Source organism: Oceaniglobus roseus, assembly GCF_002869745.1.
GTDB classification, from domain to species: Bacteria; Pseudomonadota; Alphaproteobacteria; order Rhodobacterales; family Rhodobacteraceae; genus Oceaniglobus; species Oceaniglobus roseus.
Genome location: NZ_PNOS01000003.1, coordinates 84,267 through 100,174, shown reverse-complemented (window position 1 = coordinate 100,174; position 15,908 = coordinate 84,267). Strand labels below are relative to the sequence as shown.

Annotated in this window: 18 protein-coding genes; 11 read left to right on the top strand and 7 right to left on the bottom strand. The window is 70.0% G+C overall.

Annotated elements, in window-relative coordinates; genetic code table 11:
* Window positions 1-106 precede the first annotated feature (106 nt).
* From A7B20_RS03000 to A7B20_RS02955, 10 genes are all read left to right on the top strand, one after another.
* Window positions 107-1,111: an ABC transporter substrate-binding protein gene (locus tag A7B20_RS03000; protein ID WP_102107068.1), complete on the top strand. Its 1,005-nt coding sequence runs from the start codon at window positions 107-109 to the stop codon at window positions 1,109-1,111.
* 44 nt (window positions 1,112-1,155) lie between these two features.
* The gene (locus tag A7B20_RS02995; RefSeq protein ID WP_245866499.1) at window positions 1,156-1,944 is read left to right on the top strand and encodes an ABC transporter ATP-binding protein; all 789 of its coding nucleotides are present in this window, start codon (window positions 1,156-1,158) and stop codon (window positions 1,942-1,944) included.
* Window positions 1,941-2,810: an ABC transporter permease gene (locus A7B20_RS02990; protein WP_102107067.1), complete on the top strand. Its 870-nt coding sequence runs from the start codon at window positions 1,941-1,943 to the stop codon at window positions 2,808-2,810. The genes A7B20_RS02995 and A7B20_RS02990 overlap by 4 nt, the downstream gene beginning before the upstream one ends.
* Window positions 2,810-4,075 carry a cytosine deaminase gene (locus tag A7B20_RS02985; protein WP_102107066.1) on the top strand — a complete coding sequence of 422 codons (1,266 nt, stop codon included), beginning with the start codon at window positions 2,810-2,812 and terminating at the stop codon, window positions 4,073-4,075. Before A7B20_RS02990 ends, A7B20_RS02985 begins: the two co-directional genes overlap by 1 nt.
* Window positions 4,072-5,472: an FAD-binding oxidoreductase gene (locus tag A7B20_RS02980; protein WP_102107065.1), complete on the top strand. Its 1,401-nt coding sequence runs from the start codon at window positions 4,072-4,074 to the stop codon at window positions 5,470-5,472. The genes A7B20_RS02985 and A7B20_RS02980 overlap by 4 nt, the downstream gene beginning before the upstream one ends.
* Window positions 5,473-5,632: 160 nt before the next feature.
* Window positions 5,633-6,214: an NAD(P)H-dependent oxidoreductase gene (locus tag A7B20_RS02975; RefSeq protein ID WP_102107064.1), complete on the top strand. Its 582-nt coding sequence runs from the start codon at window positions 5,633-5,635 to the stop codon at window positions 6,212-6,214.
* Between the two features lie 2 nt (window positions 6,215-6,216).
* Window positions 6,217-6,840, top strand: coding sequence for an NAD(P)H-dependent oxidoreductase (locus A7B20_RS02970; RefSeq protein ID WP_102107063.1), 624 nt, complete (start codon window positions 6,217-6,219; stop codon window positions 6,838-6,840).
* Window positions 6,837-7,754, top strand: a complete 918-nt coding sequence (locus tag A7B20_RS02965) for an isopenicillin N synthase family dioxygenase (RefSeq protein WP_102107062.1) — start codon at window positions 6,837-6,839, stop codon at window positions 7,752-7,754. Before A7B20_RS02970 ends, A7B20_RS02965 begins: the two co-directional genes overlap by 4 nt.
* Complete coding sequence (locus A7B20_RS02960) at window positions 7,751-8,542, top strand: creatininase family protein (RefSeq protein ID WP_102107061.1); 792 nt, start codon at window positions 7,751-7,753, stop codon at window positions 8,540-8,542. Before A7B20_RS02965 ends, A7B20_RS02960 begins: the two co-directional genes overlap by 4 nt.
* A 56-nt stretch (window positions 8,543-8,598) precedes the next feature.
* Window positions 8,599-9,405, top strand: coding sequence for a lytic murein transglycosylase (locus tag A7B20_RS02955; protein ID WP_102107060.1), 807 nt, complete (start codon window positions 8,599-8,601; stop codon window positions 9,403-9,405).
* 120 nt (window positions 9,406-9,525) lie between these two features.
* On the opposite strand, the gene A7B20_RS02950 is transcribed toward A7B20_RS02955, so the two are convergent.
* The 3 genes from A7B20_RS02950 to A7B20_RS02940 all read right to left on the bottom strand — a co-directional run bounded on the left by A7B20_RS02950 (window position 9,526) and on the right by A7B20_RS02940 (window position 12,246).
* Window positions 9,526-11,082, bottom strand: a complete 1,557-nt coding sequence (locus tag A7B20_RS02950) for a trimethylamine methyltransferase family protein (protein ID WP_102107059.1) — start codon at window positions 11,080-11,082, stop codon at window positions 9,526-9,528.
* A gap of 82 nt (window positions 11,083-11,164) precedes the next feature.
* Entirely contained in the window at window positions 11,165-11,863 is a 699-nt protein-coding gene (locus A7B20_RS02945) for an HAD family hydrolase (RefSeq protein WP_102107058.1), read from the bottom strand.
* Window positions 11,864-11,967: 104 nt separating this feature from the next.
* Window positions 11,968-12,246: a DUF3572 domain-containing protein gene (locus A7B20_RS02940; RefSeq protein WP_102107057.1), complete on the bottom strand. Its 279-nt coding sequence runs from the start codon at window positions 12,244-12,246 to the stop codon at window positions 11,968-11,970.
* Window positions 12,247-12,340: 94 nt separating this feature from the next.
* Between A7B20_RS02940 and A7B20_RS02935 the strand changes: the two genes are divergently transcribed.
* Window positions 12,341-13,780 (top strand): diguanylate cyclase, encoded by a 1,440-nt coding sequence (locus A7B20_RS02935; RefSeq protein WP_102107056.1) that lies wholly within the window; start codon window positions 12,341-12,343, stop codon window positions 13,778-13,780.
* On the opposite strand, the gene A7B20_RS02930 is transcribed toward A7B20_RS02935, so the two are convergent.
* The 4 genes from A7B20_RS02930 to A7B20_RS02915 form a co-directional block, all read right to left on the bottom strand.
* Entirely contained in the window at window positions 13,726-14,223 is a 498-nt protein-coding gene (locus tag A7B20_RS02930; RefSeq protein ID WP_102107055.1) for a periplasmic heavy metal sensor, read from the bottom strand. The two genes, A7B20_RS02935 and A7B20_RS02930, sit on opposite strands and share 55 nt — an antisense overlap.
* A gap of 1 nt (window position 14,224) precedes the next feature.
* On the bottom strand, window positions 14,225-14,608 hold the full coding sequence (locus tag A7B20_RS02925) for a dihydroorotate dehydrogenase (protein WP_102107054.1): 384 nt from the start codon (window positions 14,606-14,608) through the stop codon (window positions 14,225-14,227).
* A complete protein-coding gene (locus A7B20_RS02920) occupies window positions 14,601-15,185 on the bottom strand; it encodes an RNA polymerase sigma factor (protein ID WP_102107053.1) in 585 nt (194 codons plus the stop codon). The genes A7B20_RS02925 and A7B20_RS02920 overlap by 8 nt, the downstream gene beginning before the upstream one ends.
* Before the next feature lie 93 nt (window positions 15,186-15,278).
* Window positions 15,279-15,887, bottom strand: a complete 609-nt coding sequence (locus tag A7B20_RS02915) for an EF-hand domain-containing protein (protein WP_102107052.1) — start codon at window positions 15,885-15,887, stop codon at window positions 15,279-15,281.
* Window positions 15,888-15,908: the final 21 nt, after the last annotated feature.

Sequence of the window (15,908 nt, the reverse complement as noted above, 5' to 3'; positions counted from 1 at the left end):
AAGGCGCTCACGACGGTCTGCCCGCCTCGGCCCGGCCTCTGTCCGCCGCTCCCTTGCGCGCCCCTGCGGTCGTCGGAGAATGCCGCAAAACCATGGGGAGTTCACGATGCCGAAGCTTGCCACCGCCGCCCTCGCCGGGGCGCTGACCCTGACCGTCACCGCCGCCGGGGCCCAGGACACCACCGCCGTCACCTTCGGCACCAACTGGCTGGCCCAGGCCGAACACGGCGGCTTCTACCAGTCCGTGGCCGACGGCACCTATGCCGAATGCGGGCTGGACGTGACCATCGTTCCGGGCGGGCCGCAGGTGAACAACCGCGCGCTGCTGCTGGCGGGCAAGATCGACTATCACATGGGCGGCGACATGCTCCAGGCGTTCAACGCGGTGAAGGAAGGGATCCCGGTCGTCGCCGTCGCCGCCATCTTCCAGAAGCACCCGCAGGTGATCGTGACCCACCCGGGCAAGGCGAAGAATTTCGAGGACCTGAAGAACCTCAAGCTCTTCATCGGCGACAACGGTTTCGCCAGCTACTACCAGTGGATGATCGCCGCCTACGGCTTCACGGTCGAGCAGCGCGTGCCCTACACCTTCAACCCCGCCCCCTTCATCGCCGACGAGAACTCGGGGATGCAGGGATACCTCTCGTCCGAGCCCTACGTCGTCGAGAAGGAGGGCGGCTTCGTGCCCGACCTGTTCCTGATCGCCGATGCCGGGTACTCGACCTATGCGACCACGATCGAGACCATGGCGGACACGATCAAGGAGAAGCCCGAGCAGGTGAAGTGCTTCGTCGAGGGCTCGATCAAGGGCTGGTACAACTACCTCTACGGCGACAACGCGAAGGCCAACGAGATGATCAAGGCCGCCAACCCCGACATGACGGACGAGCTGATCGCCTTCGGCATCGACAAGATGAAGGAGAACGGGATCGTCGTCTCGGGCGATGCCGAGACGCTGGGCCTTGGCGCCATGACCGAGGAACAGGTCGGCGACTTCTACCGGAAGATGGTGGATGCGGGGGTGATCGAGGACGGGCTCGACTGGAAATCCTCCTTCACCACCGAGTTCGTGAACCAGAAGGTCGGCATGGACCTGATGCCCGCCAACTGATCCCCTGACCGGAGGGGCGCCCCGCCCCTCCGAAGGAGCCGACGATGCCCCCTGCCCCCCTCCCTCCCCTCGGCCAGCGCCCGGAGATCCTGCGCATGGAAGGGGTCAACAAGACCTTCCGGGGCAATGTCGTGGCGCTGAACGGCATGACGCTGGGGGTGGGCCAGGGCGATTTCATCTCGCTTCTCGGCCCCTCGGGCTGCGGCAAGTCCACGGCGCTGAGGCTGATCGCGGGGCTGATGCAGCCGACGACCGGGCGGATCCGCTGGACCGAGGCGCAGTCGCAGGGCGATCTCGGCGTCGTCTTCCAGGAGCCGACGCTGATGCCCTGGGCGACGGTGGCGCAGAACGTGTGGCTGCCGTTCCGCCTGCGCGGCGAAAGCTATGCCTCGGTGCGCGACCGGGTGGAGGAGGTGCTGAAACTGGTCGGCCTCGAGAAGTTCCGGGCCGCCTATCCGCGCGAGCTGTCGGGGGGGATGAAGATGCGCGTCTCCATCGCCCGCGCCATGGTCACGCGGCCGAAGCTGATTCTGATGGACGAACCCTTCGCCGCGCTGGACGAGATCACCCGGTTCAAGCTGAACAACGACCTGCTGGAAATGAAGGCCGCGATCGGCTGCACGGTGATCTTCGTCACCCATTCGGTGTTCGAGTCGGTCTTCCTGTCGGACCGGATCGTGGTCATGGCCGCCCGCCCCGGCCGCGTCAGCGCCGAGCTGACGGTCGATGCGCCCTATCCCCGGCACGAGGACTTCCGCACCTCGGCCGAATATGCCGCCCGGTGCCGCGCCGCCTCGGACGCGCTGCACACCGCGATGGAGCTGGCCGCATGAGCCTGACGAACGCCGAACACGGCCCCGCAGGCGCCTCGGCCCCGGTCGACCTCGAGGAAAGCCGCCGCCACCGCCGCCAGAGCGTCGAGAAGATCGCCCGCTGGACCCTGCCCGCCTTCGTGCTGCTGGCCATGCTGTTCCTTTGGGACCGGATCGTGGTCTGGAACGAGATCCCCCACTACATCCTGCCGAGCCCCGGCAACGTCTGGGAGAGCCTGACGACCGACTGGCCGATCCTGTTCGACGCCGCGCTGCTGACGGGGCGGGTGACGCTGATGGCCCTTGCGCTGGCCGTGATCGGCGGTGCGGGGCTTGCCATCCTGTTCAACCAGAGCCGGATGATCGAGATGTCCTTCTATCCCTACGCCGTGATCCTGCAGGTCACGCCCGTCGTCTCGATCGCGCCGCTGATCTTCATCTACGTCTCGTCCAAGACGGTCGGGATGCTGCTCTGCGCCTGGATCGTGGCCTTCTTCCCGGTGCTGTCCTCCACCACGCTGGGCCTCAACTCGGTCGACCACAACCTGCGCGACCTGTTCCGCATCTACGGCGCCAGCCGCTGGCAACGGCTCTGGATGCTGCAACTGCCCTCGGCGCTGCCCTATTTCCTCGGCGGGCTGAAGATCGCCGGGGGGCTGTCGCTGATCGGCGCCGTGGTGGCGGAACTGGTGGCGGGCACCGGCGGCGTCGGCGCGGGGCTCGCCTTCCGCATCCAGGAGGCGGGCTACAGGCTCAACATCGCGCGGATGTTCGCGGCCCTCGGCCTCGTCGCGATGATGGGCGTGATGATCTTCGCCGCCCTTTCCCTCTTCAGCCATTTCATGCTGAGAAAGTGGCACGAAAGCGCCCTGAAGAGAGAGACCTGATGGATTTCCGTGCCCTGCCGAGCGGCCCCGTGACGCTCGAGAACGTGACCGTGCCCGCCTGCCTGCTGGATCAGCCCGGCGACCTTGTCCGCACCTCGATCTCGCTTGCCGGGGGGCGGATCGCCGGGCCGCAGAACATCGCGATCGACATGGGCGGGGCGATGGTGCTGCCCGCCTTCGTCGACATGCACACCCACCTCGACAAGGGGCACATCTGGAACCGCGCGCCGAATCCCGACGGGACCTTCGACGGCGCCCTCGCCACGGTCGCGAAGGACCGCGAGGCCAACTGGAGCGCCGGGGACGTGCGCCGCCGCGCCGATTTCGCGCTGCGCTGCGCCTTCGCCCACGGCACCCGCGCGATCCGCACCCACCTCGATTCGATTCCCCCGCAGGACGACATCTCCTGGCCCGTGTTCCGCGAGCTGCGCGCGGACTGGGCGGACCGGATCGCGCTGCAGGCCAGCTGCCTGATCGGCTGCGACCGGGTCGACCTCGACGGCAGCTTCCGCCACACGGCGGAGCTGGTGGCGCAGTCGGGCGGCGTGCTCGGCATGGTCACCTATCCGGTGCCGGACCTGAAGGCGCGCCTGACCGGTTTCCTGAAGCTCGCCGAAAAGCACGGCCTGTCGGTCGATTTCCACGTCGACGAGACGATGGATCCCGAGGCCGAGACGCTGCGCCTGATCGCCCAGACGGTGCTGGAGACGGGCTTCGCCGCGCCCGTGGTGGTCGGCCACTGCTGCTCGCTCTCGACCCAGGACGAGGCCCGCGCGCTCGACACCATCGCGCTGGTGGCGAAGGCGGGGCTGCACGTCGTGTCCCTGCCCATGTGCAACCTCTACCTCCAGGACCGCCGCGCGGGCCGCACCCCGAGGAACCGCGGCATCACGCTGGTGCACGAGATGAAGGCGGCAGGCGTCAACGTCTCCTTCGCCTCCGACAACACCCGCGATCCGTTCTATGCCTTCGGCGACCTCGACATGCTGGAGGTGCTGCGCCAGGCCACGCGGATCGGCCACCTCGACCACTCCGACCCCGACTGGGTGAACGCGGTGCTGGCGAACCCGGCGAGGGCCTGCGGATTCGATGCCCCCTCGCTGGCCGAAGGTGCCCCCGCCGACCTGTCAATCTTCAACGCCCGCACCTGGACCGAGCTCTTCGCCCGGCCCCAGTCCGACCGCATCGTGCTGCGGCAGGGCAAGCAGATCGGCCGCAAGCTGCCCGACTATGCCGAACTCGACGACCTGATGGAGCGCCAATGAAAGACAACGTCGCCGCCGCCAAGGCCGCCCTCGCCCATCTCGACATCGAGGAGAAGGAGGCGAACATCCGCGCCTCCTCGCGCGACTTCTTCTGGTACTCGCCGGTCCTGAAGGCGCGGCTGGACCATGTCGTGGCCGATTTCGTGGTGCGCCCGCGGAGCGAGGCCGAGGTGATCGAGGTGCTGAAGACCTGCCATGCCCACGACGTCCCCGTGACGACGCGGGGGGCCGGCACCGGCAACTACGGCCAGGCGATGCCGCTGGAAGGCGGCTGCGTGATGCACCTGAAACACATGGCGGCGGTGAAGGAGATCCACCCGGGCCGCGTCGTCGTGGAACCCGGCTGCCTGCTGAAGGACCTCGACGCCGCGTGCAAGGCGCACTCGGGGCAGGAGATCCGCATGTTCTCCTCCACCTGGGCGACCGCGACCATCGGCGGCTTCATCGCCGGCGGCTCGGGCGGGGTCGGTTCCTGCACCTGGGGCAGCTTGCGCGACCTCGGCAACATCATCCGCCTGCGCGTGGTGACGATGGAGGAGGAGCCGCGGATCCTCGAGTTCCGCGGCGAGGAGCTGGCCCGCGTCTCCCACGCCTACGGCACCAACGGGATCATCACCGAGATCGAGATGCCTCTGGCCCCCGCCTACGACTGGGTCGAGATGTTCGTCGGATTCGACGGTTTCATGGCCGCCGCCCGCTTCGCCGAAGGGCTGGCCAACCTCGACGGCGTGCTGATCAAGCTCGCCACGGTCTTCGAGGCGCCGATCGCCCACGACTACTTCCAGCGGGTGAAGCCCCATGTCGAACCGGGCACCAGCCTCGTCGGCCTGATGGTCGCGCCACACTCCATGGACGGCTTCCTGACCTTCCTCGGCCGCATCCCCGAGGCGCGGCTGATCTACCGCAGCGACGACAACGACTGGGACCGGAACCCCGGACCCGTCTTCGAATACGGCTGGAACCACACCACCCTGCGCGCCCTGAAGGTCGATCCGTCGATCACCTACCTGCAAGTCCGCTACGGCTTCCCGCAGCACCTGGAGCTGGTGGAGAAGCTCAGGAACGACCTCTCGCCCGAAGTCCTGCAGCACCTCGAAGTCCTGCGCGAGAATGGCCGCGTGATGTTCGCGGGGCTCTCGCTGGTGAAGTTCACCACCGAGGCGCGGCTGGACGAGATCGTGAGGATCCACGAGGAGGCGGGCGCGATGATCTTCAACCCCCACCGCTACACGCTGGAGGAAGGCGGCCGCCAGACCGTCGACGACCGCCAGCTGCGCTTCAAGCGCGAGGCCGATCCTAAGGGCCTGCTGAACCCCGGCAAGATGCTGTCCTGGGACACGCCGGACTTCGATTTCAAGGCGATGTACGCGCACCCCAGACTGCGGGCGGCGGAATGAGCGTCCGGCGGTGCAAGGGGGGCTCCGCCCCCGCGCCTTGCGGCGCTCCCCCGGGATATTTGAAAAGCAAAGATGGGGGCGGCGTGCTTCCCGTCATCTTTGCTTTCCAAATATCCCCGCCGGAGGCTCCCGCACTCTCGTCCCGCGCAGGGGGCCGGGCATGACGCGCGCCCTCGTCCTCTTTGCCCATCCCTGCCCCGAGAGCTTCTCGGCGGCGCTCCACGGCAGGGTGGTCGAGACCCTGACGGCGCGGGGCTGGGAGGTGGACGACTGCGATCTGAACGCCGAGGGCTTCGACCCGGTGCTTTCGGAGGCCGAGCGGCGCGGCTACCACGAGAGCCCGGCGAACCGCGCGCCGGTGCAACCCTATGTCGACCGGCTGCGCGCGGCCGAGGCGCTGGTGATGGTCTACCCGGTGTGGAACTTCGGTTTCCCGGCGATCCTGAAGGGCTTCCTCGACCGGGTGTTCCTGCCCGACGTCTCGTTCCGGCTGGAGGGCGGGCGGGTGAAACCGAACCTGACGCATATCCGCCGTCTTGCCGCCGTCACGACCTACGGCGGTGCCCGCACGCGCGCGCTGCTGGTGGGCGACCCGCCGAGGAAATGCGTGACGCGCGCGATCTGGCATGTCTGCCGTCCCGAGAGGATGCGGTATCTCGCGCTTTATGACATGAACCGCGCCGACGAGACCCGCCGCGCCGCCTTCCTGGCACGGGTCGGCCGGGAGATGGAGAGCTTCTGACCATGCGTGCCCTTGTCGTCTACTGCCACCCGAAATCCGACAGCTTCACCGCCGCCGTGCGCGACGTGGTGCTCGAGGGGCTCCACGCGGCGGGGGCGGAGGTGCGGCTGACCGACCTCTACGCCCGCGGCTTCCAGCCCTGCCTCGATGCCGCGGAGTGGACCGGTTACGAGGATGTCACCCGCAACGTGCGCCCGGTCGAGCGGGACGTTGCGGACCTTCAGTGGTGCGATACGCTGGTCTTCGTCTACCCGACCTGGTGGTACGGGCTTCCCGCGATGCTGAAGGGCTGGCTCGACCGGGTGATGGTGCCGGGCATCGCCTTCCAGATGCCCTGCGCCGAACACGCCACGATCCGCCCCGGCCTGACCCACATCACGCGCATGGGCGTCTTCACCACCTGCGGGGCCAGCCGATGGCTGACCGCGCTGGTCGGCGCGCCGGGCAAGCGGACGCTGCTCCGAGGCCTCCGGATGATCTGCGCCAGGGGCTGCCGCACTGTCTTCGCCGCGCATTACCTGATGGACAGCTCGACCCCCGAAAGCCGCGCCCGCCACCTGCGCAGGGTCGCGCGGCAGGTCGACCGGCTGACCGGCGCGGCCCCCCGGCGCGAGGCGATGGCGTGATCCCCGTCCTCGACTGGCGCCGGGAGGCGGCGGATCCGGCAGGCTTCGCCGCCGACCTCGGCGCCGCCTGCCGCGGGCCCGGCTTCTTCCTGCTGTCCCACCACGGCCTCGACGAGACACTGATTGGCGCGGTCTTCGCCGCCGCCGACCGGCTGTTCGCGCTGCCGGAGGCGGAGAAGCAGGCGCTGTCGATCCTGGCGAACCCGCACAACCGCGGCTGGGCGGCCCAGGGCACCGAGTCGCTGGACGAGACGGGCGGGCAAGTCGACCGGAAGGAGGCGTTCAACATCGGCCTCGACCTCGCCCCAGACGACCCGCGCATCGCCGCCGGAGAGCCCTTCCGCGGCGTGAACGTCTGGCCCGGCCTGCCCGGCTTCCGCGAGACCTGCCTCGCCTACTACGCCGCGGTCCACGCCCTCGGCGTCGCGCTGCACCGGCCGATCGCGCGGGACCTCGGCCTGGCGGAGGGCTGGTTCGCGCCGCATTTCGATGCCCCCATGGCGATCCTGCGGCTGCTGCACTACCCGCCCGCCAGCGGGACGGCGGGCGAGATCGGGGCGGGCGCGCATACCGATTACGGCTCGCTCACGCTGCTGATGACGGACGGGGTGGGCGGCCTGCAGGTGAAGCCGCGGGGGCAGGACTGGATGGACGTGCCCCATGTGCCCGGCGCCTTCGTGGTCAACATCGGCGACTGCCTGATGCGCTGGACCAACGACATCTACGTTTCGACCCCGCACCGGGTGCTGCCGCCGAAGACCCGGCGCCGCTCGCTCGCCTTCTTCCTCGATCCGAACCCCGACACCACCGTCGCCGCCCTGCCCGGCACCGGCGCGGCGAAGTATCCGCCCGTCACCGGCGCCGACTACCTTCGGTCGAGGCTCGACGCCACCTACGCGAAGGACAGCACATGACACGCCGCCTCGACTGGGCCGAGTACCGGATGCCGGAGTTCGACTCCGTCGACCCGATGGAGACCATCGCCATCCTGCCGACCGCCGCGATCGAACAGCACGGCCCCCACCTGCCCGTCGGCACCGACACGCTGATCGCCGAAGGCATGCTCGCCGCCCTGCGCGACGCGTGTCCCGGCCACCTCGACCTCCGCATCCTGCCGGTGCAGGCCGTGGGCAAGTCCAACGAGCATCTCTGGGCGAAGGGCACGCTGACGCTCTCGGCGCCCACCGCACTGGCCGTCTGGACCGAGATCGGGCTGTCGGTGGCGCGCGCCGGGGTGCGCAAGATCGTGATCGTCAATTCCCACGGCGGCAACCTCGACCTGGTCTCGATCCTCAGCCGCGAGCTGCGGGTGGAGGCCGGGATGCTGGCGGTGAAGTGCCAGTGGTCCGGCTTCGGCACCCCCGAGGGGATGTACAGCGAGGACGAGAAGGCCTTCGGCATCCACGGCGGCGATGTCGAGACATCGCTGATGCTGGCCTTCCATCCCGGGACGGTCGACATGGCCCGGGCGGCCGACAACCGCTCCAGCGCCGTGACGTCCGCGATCCCCCCCATCGGCCCGGTCAGCTATGGCTGGATCGCGACCGACCTGAACCCGGTCGGCACCGTCGGCGATGCCAGTCGTGCAACGGCCGAGAAGGGCCGCGCCACCTGCGCGCACCAGGTGGCCGGGATGATCGACCTGCTCGAACGGGTCCGCGCCGCGCCGCTTCCCCCGGGTCACGCTAAAGTTGGCTGGTGATTCCCGCCGGGTCCGCTAGGCTTCACGGTGATGTGCGACCCACGCGGAGTTGATGAATGACATTTCCCCTGACGAAACCCCTCAAGCTTGCCGCCCTTCTTGCGCTGACGGCCTTCGGCGCACAGGCGGCGCCCTGCGGCAACAACGCCGGCGGGTTCGAGGCCTGGAAGGCCGCCTTCGCCCAGGAGGCCGCCGCCCAGGGCGTGGGCCAGCGCGGTCTGGCGGCGCTTGCGGGCACCCAGTATGCCAGCAAGACGATCGCTGCCGACCGGAACCAGAAGAGCTTCAAGTACAGCCTCGACAAGTTCATGCAGGTGCGCGGCGCGAACACCATCGTGGCCCAGGGGCGCAAGCGGAAGGCGCAGAACGCGGCCTTCTTCAACAGCCTCGAACGCGCCTACGGCGTGCCCGCGGGCGTGCTGCTGGCGATCCACGGGATGGAGACCGGCTTCGGCAACTTCATGGGCGACAGCAACGTGCTTTCGGCGATCACGACGCTGGCCTACGACTGCCGCCGCTCGGACTTCTTCACGCCCCACGCGATGGCGGCCCTGATGCTGGTGGACCGCGGCAGCCTGTCGCCGAACACCATCGGCGCGCGCCACGGCGAGGTCGGGCACACCCAGTTCCTGCCGGGCAACGTGCTGCGCTACGGCGTCGACGGCGACGGCAACGGCCGGGTGGACCTGACGAAGATGGCCGATGCGCTGGCCTCCACCGCCAACTACCTGCGCCAGAAGGGCTGGCGGCCCGGCGCCGGCTACCAGCCGGGCGAGCCGAACTATGCCGTGATCAAGCAGTGGAACGCCGCCGGGGTGTACCAGCAGGCGATCGCGATCATGGGCGCGAAGATCGACGGCTGACGCCCCGCGCCCGCGGACCCGTCCCCGCCCCCGGCGGGGATGGGGACATGGCGTGGCCCGCCCTTGGCGGGCCTCCTTTTCGAAAGACCCGGCCTTGAAAATCCGCCTCGGAAATCCGCCTCAGAAATCCGTGGGCGCGCCGCCCTCGGCCTTCCGGCGGGCCACGAACTCGGCCAGTTCCTCGCGGATCGCCTCGTCCATGGCGGGCGGTTCGAACTCGGCCAGGATCGCGTGGACCATCTGGTGCGCGCGCTCGTGGGTCCAGGCGCCCCCCGCGATCTGCCAGCCCTCGTAGTTGCGCCAGTCCGACAGGAACGGCTGGTAGAAGGCGGTGGTATAGCGGTCCTGGGTGTGCTGGAGGCCGAAGAAATGCCCCTCTCCCCCCACCGCCGCGATGGCGTCGAGCGCGATGTCGTCGGGGGTCGTCGCCGTCAGCATCGGGTCGAAGTACCGCTGGATCTGCTGGAGGATCTCGCAGTCCATCACGAACTTCTCGGGGCTCGCGATCAGTCCGCCTTCCAGCCACCCGGCCGCGTGGTAGACCATGTGCGTGCCCGACTGCACCGCCGCCCAGAGGCTGTTCGACGTCTCCCAGGTGGCCTGCGCGTCCGGCACGTTCGCCGCGCAGACCCCGGAGGAGCGCAGCGGCAGCCCATAGAACCGCGCCATCTGTCCGGTCATCTGCGTCGCGCGCATGTATTCGGGCGTGCCGAAGGCGGGTGCGCCGGATTTCATGTCGACGTTCGAGGTGAAGGTGCCGAAGGCGCAGGGCGCACCGGGGCGGATGTACTGGGCCAGCGCGATGGCGCAGAGCCCCTCGGCCAGCGACTGCGCCACCGCGCCCGCCAGCGTCACCGGCGCCATCGCCCCTGCAAGGGTGAAGGGGGTCACCACTGTCGCCTGTCCCCGCCGCACGCAGCGCATGTAACCGTCGAGCATCGGGAAATCGTGCTTCAGCGGCGAGGTCGAGTTGATGTTGGTGTACATCCGCGGCTTCGCCTCGAACGCCTCCTCCGAGAGCCCGCCCGCGATCCGCACCATCTCCATCACGTCCTCGACCCGCTCGCGGCCCAGCGAATAGGCATGGGCGACCTTGTCGGTCAGCGTCAGCTTGTCGTAGAGCACGTCGAGATGGCGCACGCTCGGGTGGATGTCCACCGGCTCCACCGGGTAGCCCCCGACGAAGTGGATGCAGTTGAAATACTGCGACAGGCGGATCAGGTCGGCGCAGGTCTGCCGCGTGCCGGGACGCTTGCCCCCGGCCATGTCCCAGAAGTTCGGCGGCGAGGAGACGTTGCCGAACAGGATGTACCGGCCGCCCACCACGATCTCGCGCGCCTCGTTCCTCGGCGTGATGGTGAACTGCGACGGCGCGCGGGCCAGCATCTCCATCACGAAGTCGCGGCCCATGCGCACGTTGGTGCCCGCGATCGTGCAGCCCCCCTCGCGCAGGATCGCGACCGCTTCCTCGTTCAGGAACTCGATCCCGATCTCTTCCAGGATCCGCATCGCCCCGTCGTGGATCGCCTGCACCCCTTCCTCGGTCAGGGGTTCGGTCGGACGGTCGGTGTTGACCGGCAGGTGCCAGGGCATCTGTTCGATGGCGGCGGGGCCGCGGCGGGTGGAGTGGCCCGCGCGCCCCCCCGCGCGGCGGCGTTTCGTCAGGGTCTGTTCCATGGTGCGCCCTCCGTTGCACCCCCCGAGCAAACGCCGATTGCCGGGCAGGTGCCGTGCCGTCCGCGACACGAAGGGTCGCTTTCTAGCCGAGGGACTCGATCCAGCCGGGCAGCGCGCCGATGTCCGGCAGCATGACATCGGCCAGCGGGGCAAGGACGTCGGGCGCGGTCATGCCGCTTTGCACCGCGACGCAGACCATCCCCGCCGCCCGGCCCGCCACCAGGTCGTGGGCGCTGTCGCCGACCATGGCGACGCGGGCGGGCGGCAGCCCTGTCGCCGCCGCGAAGGCCAGGAGAGGGCCCGGTCCCGGCTTCGCCCCGTGCCCGCTGTCTGCCCCGGCCACGAAGGCGAAGTGGCCATCGAGCCCGGCGGCGGCGAGATGCGCGCGGGCCGGGGCCTCGGCGTCGTTTGTGGCAAGGCCCAGCGTCAGCCCGACGTCCCGCAGCCTGTCGAACAGGGGCAGGAGCGGCACCACCTCGACCTGCGGCGCCTCGGCGCTGAGGCGGTTCATGTGATCGACGAGTCCTGCCTGCCCCCACCCTTCGAGATGGGGCAGCAGGACGGCCGCGATCGCCTCTGCCGTGTCGGCCACCACGACGCTGCCGCGCCGGAAGCGGCCGGTTGCGATGTCGTACCCGACCGACTCCGCCAACCGGGCGGTCAGCCGGTCATCGCCGCCCGCCAGGTCGGAGAGCAGGCGCCGGCACCAGCCGCCCCAGGTTTCCTGGAAGTCGAACAGGGTGCCGTCCTTGTCGAAGAGCAGTCCGGCGATGTCAGCCATCGCGCCGCTCCGCCTCGGACCTTGGCAATGGCGATTGTTCGATCATGGAAAGCGGACCGGCCGTCGCAGCCGCGAGACCGCGGAAAATTGCAGGAAATCCGCAATCACGTCCAGTTCACCTCGGCCCCGCCCGGCAGCGCGTGGCGCGCGGCGACGGGCGCGTCGTAGGGCAGTCCGGCGGCATCGCAGAAGGCGACGACCCAGGCGTCGTCCATGCTGATGAAATCCAGGACGGCCACCAGGAAATCGGGATCGCGGGCGCGGCGCCGCATGTCGTCGAGCGAGGCACCGCTGGCGCCGAGGAACACCGGCAGAAGCTCTTCGTTGCCCGCGATCCATCCCAGCCCCTGAAGCGCGACGGTCTCGGCGGTTTCCTGCTGCATCGCGTGACGCTCCCCAAGGACACTAAGCCTTTATTAACACTTGCCAGCGAAAGATGAACAAGGCGGAAAAACTTTAATCAAAGTGGAAGCGGCCATGCCCGGACGAATCCTGATCGCTGACGACGTTGCCACGAACCGGATCGTGCTGAAGGTCAAGCTTTCGGCCGCTGGATACCATGTCGTGCAATGCGCGGACATGGCCGATCTGCCGCGCATGGCGCGTACGCAGGAGGTGGATCTCGTCATCCTGCCGCCGCATCTGCCGGTCGCGGCCCTGGTGCCGCTGTGCCGCCGGATCAAGGCCGACCCGGCCGGCTCTGGCGTGCCTGTCCTGCTTCTGGTCGCGGCCGACGAAGGGGCGCGGCGGGTCGCGGGGCTCGAGGCCGGCGCGGACGAGGTGCTGACCCTGCCCTTCGACGACCTTGCGCTGCTCGCCCGGGTCAGGAGCCTCCTGCGCTCCTTCGAGACGGACGAGGAGATGCGCCGCCGGGATCTGACGGCAAGCCAGCTCGGCTTCGCGGAAGCGCCGATGCCGGTGCTCCGGGAAGGCCGGGTGGCGCTCGTCGGGACCACGCCCGAGCAGGCGCTCGGCTGGAAGACGTCGCTGCGCGGGTTGACCGGCCATCGCCTGACGGTCCTGTCGCGCCCGGCCGCCCTCGCGGTCGACGGGAACGCCCCCGCGCCCGACCTCTACTGCATCGCCGCGGGCCCTGCGCCGGGCGGCGCCGGGCTTCGCCTGCTGTCGCAGCTGCGCAGCCATTCGGCCACGCGCCACGCCGCGGTCCTGACGATCCATCCCCCCGATTCGGCCGAGGACCAGGCGACCGCGCTCGACCTCGGCGCGAACGGGGTGCTGGACGACACCTTCGACCCGGTCGAGCTGGCGCTGCGCATCAACCGGCAGGTCGAGCGCAAGTGGCGGGGCGACCCGCCGCGCGCCTCCGTCGAGGAGGGATTGCGGCTTGCCGCGACCGACCCGCTGACCGGCCTGTTCAACCGCCGCTATGCCGATCACCACCTCGGCCTGCTCGCGCGCCAGGCGGACACCCAGGGCAAGGGCTTTGCCGTCCTGATGCTGGACATCGACAACTTCAAGCGGATCAACGACACCTTCGGCCATGCCACGGGCGACAGCGTGCTGGGGGCGGTGGCCCGGACCATCCGCGACAACCTGCGCGGCGTCGATCTGGTGGCGCGCTACGGCGGCGAGGAGTTCGTCGCCGCCCTGCCCGAAGCCTCCCTGCCCGCGGCCCGCCAGGCCGCCGAGCGCGTGCGCCGCAGGATCGCCGAGCTGAGCCTTCCGGCCCCGGACGGCCGGCCGGTTCCGGTCACGGTCAGCATCGGCATCGCCATCGGCGGCCATGGCCGCGGCACGGGCGGCCTGCTGCTGGACCAGGCGGATCGCGCGCTCTACCGGGCGAAGACGACGGGGCGCAACCGCGTCTGCGTCGCCCCCACGGCCCACGAGAGCGGCGCGCCTCAGTCGTTGCCGCGCGGTCCCCTCTCCAGCGACCTGTCCAGCCGGTCGGCATAGGCGGCGCGCTCGGCGGCGCTCATCCGGGCGATCCGGTCGGCCAGCAGCGCCTCGCCCAGCTGCTGGCGCTGGAACAGGGTGTCGCGCTGCTCGGCCAGCAGCCCGCTGAAGCGGGCGGCATCGAAGGGTTCCATGCGCAGCGTGGCGAGAGCCGCCTCGAACCGTTGCCGCAGGGCCTCGCGGTTGCGGCGGAAATCCTCGCGCTTCAGTCCGAGATCGTCGCGGATCGCCTGCCGCTGTTCCTTCGTCAGCGCCATGAAATAGGGCACGTTGCCCGCCTCGCGGAGCCGGTCGCCGCGCCCGTGGTCGTGGCCGTGCCGCCCGGGCCCGTGGGAGACGGCAGCGCCGACGACCGCTCCCAGCACGGCGAGGTTCAGCGCCAGCGAGATCACGAGAAGCCAGCGCGAGGCGGTCCAGCGCCTGAGGGTGTCGGACAAGGCCATGTCAGCTGCCCCCCGCGAGGATGTCGTAGCCGGGCATCAGGTCGGCCAGGTCGTAGCCTTCGGCCGCCGCCGTGTCCGACCGGGCGGACAGGCCGATCCCCAGGTCCTCGATCATCACCGGCTGCGCGGTGCCGATCCAGACCCCGGCCAGGGCCGCCGCGGCAAGACCGGCGAGCGAGGGCCAGCCGCCGAGCGCCCCGACAAGCCGGGCGAGCGGTCCCGGCGCCGCCCTGGCCGGGGCGGGTGCCCAGGGTTGCGCCGCCGCCGCGTCCTGCAGGATCCGCGCGACCAGATCATCGGACACCGCGACGGGGGCGGCGCGGGCCGCGGCGAAGAAATCCTCGAGCGTGTCGTCGTCGATGCGGGTCTTGTCCGGTTCAGCCATATCCAAGCTCCTCGCGCCGCGGGGACAGTGCCGCCGCCAGCGCCCTCTTGCCCCGGGCGGTCAGACTCTCGACCGCCTCGACGCTGATGTCCATCACTTCGGCGATTTCGGGGTTCGCCAGCCCCTCGATGTGGCGCAGGACCACCGCCTGCCGCTGCCGCTCGGACAGGGTGGCGAGCGCCGCCTCGAGTGCCGCCGCCCGGTCCGCCGCGACCATCCGCTCGACCACGCCGGGCGTGCCGTCCGCGGGCTCTCCGGCGTCGTCCAGATCCACGTTCCGCCCCGCGCGGCGCAGCCGGTCGAGGCAGAGGTTCGAGGCGACGCGGAACAGCCATGTGGAAACCTTCGCCTGGTCCTGCTGCCAGTCCGGCGCGATCTTCCAGAGCCTCAGCATCGCCTCCTGCGTCACGTCCTCGGCCTCGGCCCGGTCGCCCTTCAGCATCCGCGCCGCAAAGCCGAGCACCCTGGGCGCGAGCCGTGCCGTCAGAACCCGTGCAGCCGCAAGGTCGCCCGCGGCATAGGCCGCGAGCAGCGCGTGGTCCGGCGCCCCGTCCAGGTCTGAACTGCACTGTCCCATGACGATTCGAGGGCTACCCTTCCGGTCGGTGCCCCACAAGAGGGCCCGGCCCGGACACGCCATGCGCGTCCGGACCTGCGGCTGCCGCGCGCCTCAGTCGTGGCGCATCGGGTGGCGTTCGCCATCCCGCCCGCCATCCTTCCCGCCGCGATGGTGGTCCATGCCCTTGCCGCGATCGTGGTCCATGCCATGACGGCCCTTGCCGTGGTGGCGCTCCATCATCTCGGCCATGCGCTCGGTCGCGGCGGTGTATTCCTCTTCCGACACCGCGCCGTCGCCGTCGCGGTCGGCGCGTTGCAGCATCCGCATCCCCATGCGGCCGTGATCGCGTCCGCCCCGGCCCGCTTCCATCTCCTCGCGGCTGAGGGCGCCGTCGCCGTCGATGTCGCGGGTGTTCAGCATCCGCGTCGTCATCCGCTCGGCGCGCTCCTGCGCCCGGGCCATGGCGCGGGCGGTCAGCTCTTCGGCCGAGAGGCTGCCGTTGCCGTCGGTGTCGGCCTCGGCGAAGCGGGCGGCGGCATAGGCCTCGAGGTCGGAAGCGGTGATCTGACCGTTGCCGTCGCTGTCCAGTTCGGAGAAGGCGGGGGGCTGCATGGGCCCGCGCATCGCGTCGCTTTCCTGCGCCGCGGCGGGCGAAACGAAGGCGGCGGTGCCGAGGGCCAGCGCGGCGGCGAGGCTCAGGAAGGGTGTCCTCTGGGTCATGTCGTTCTCCTTGGTCGGTTC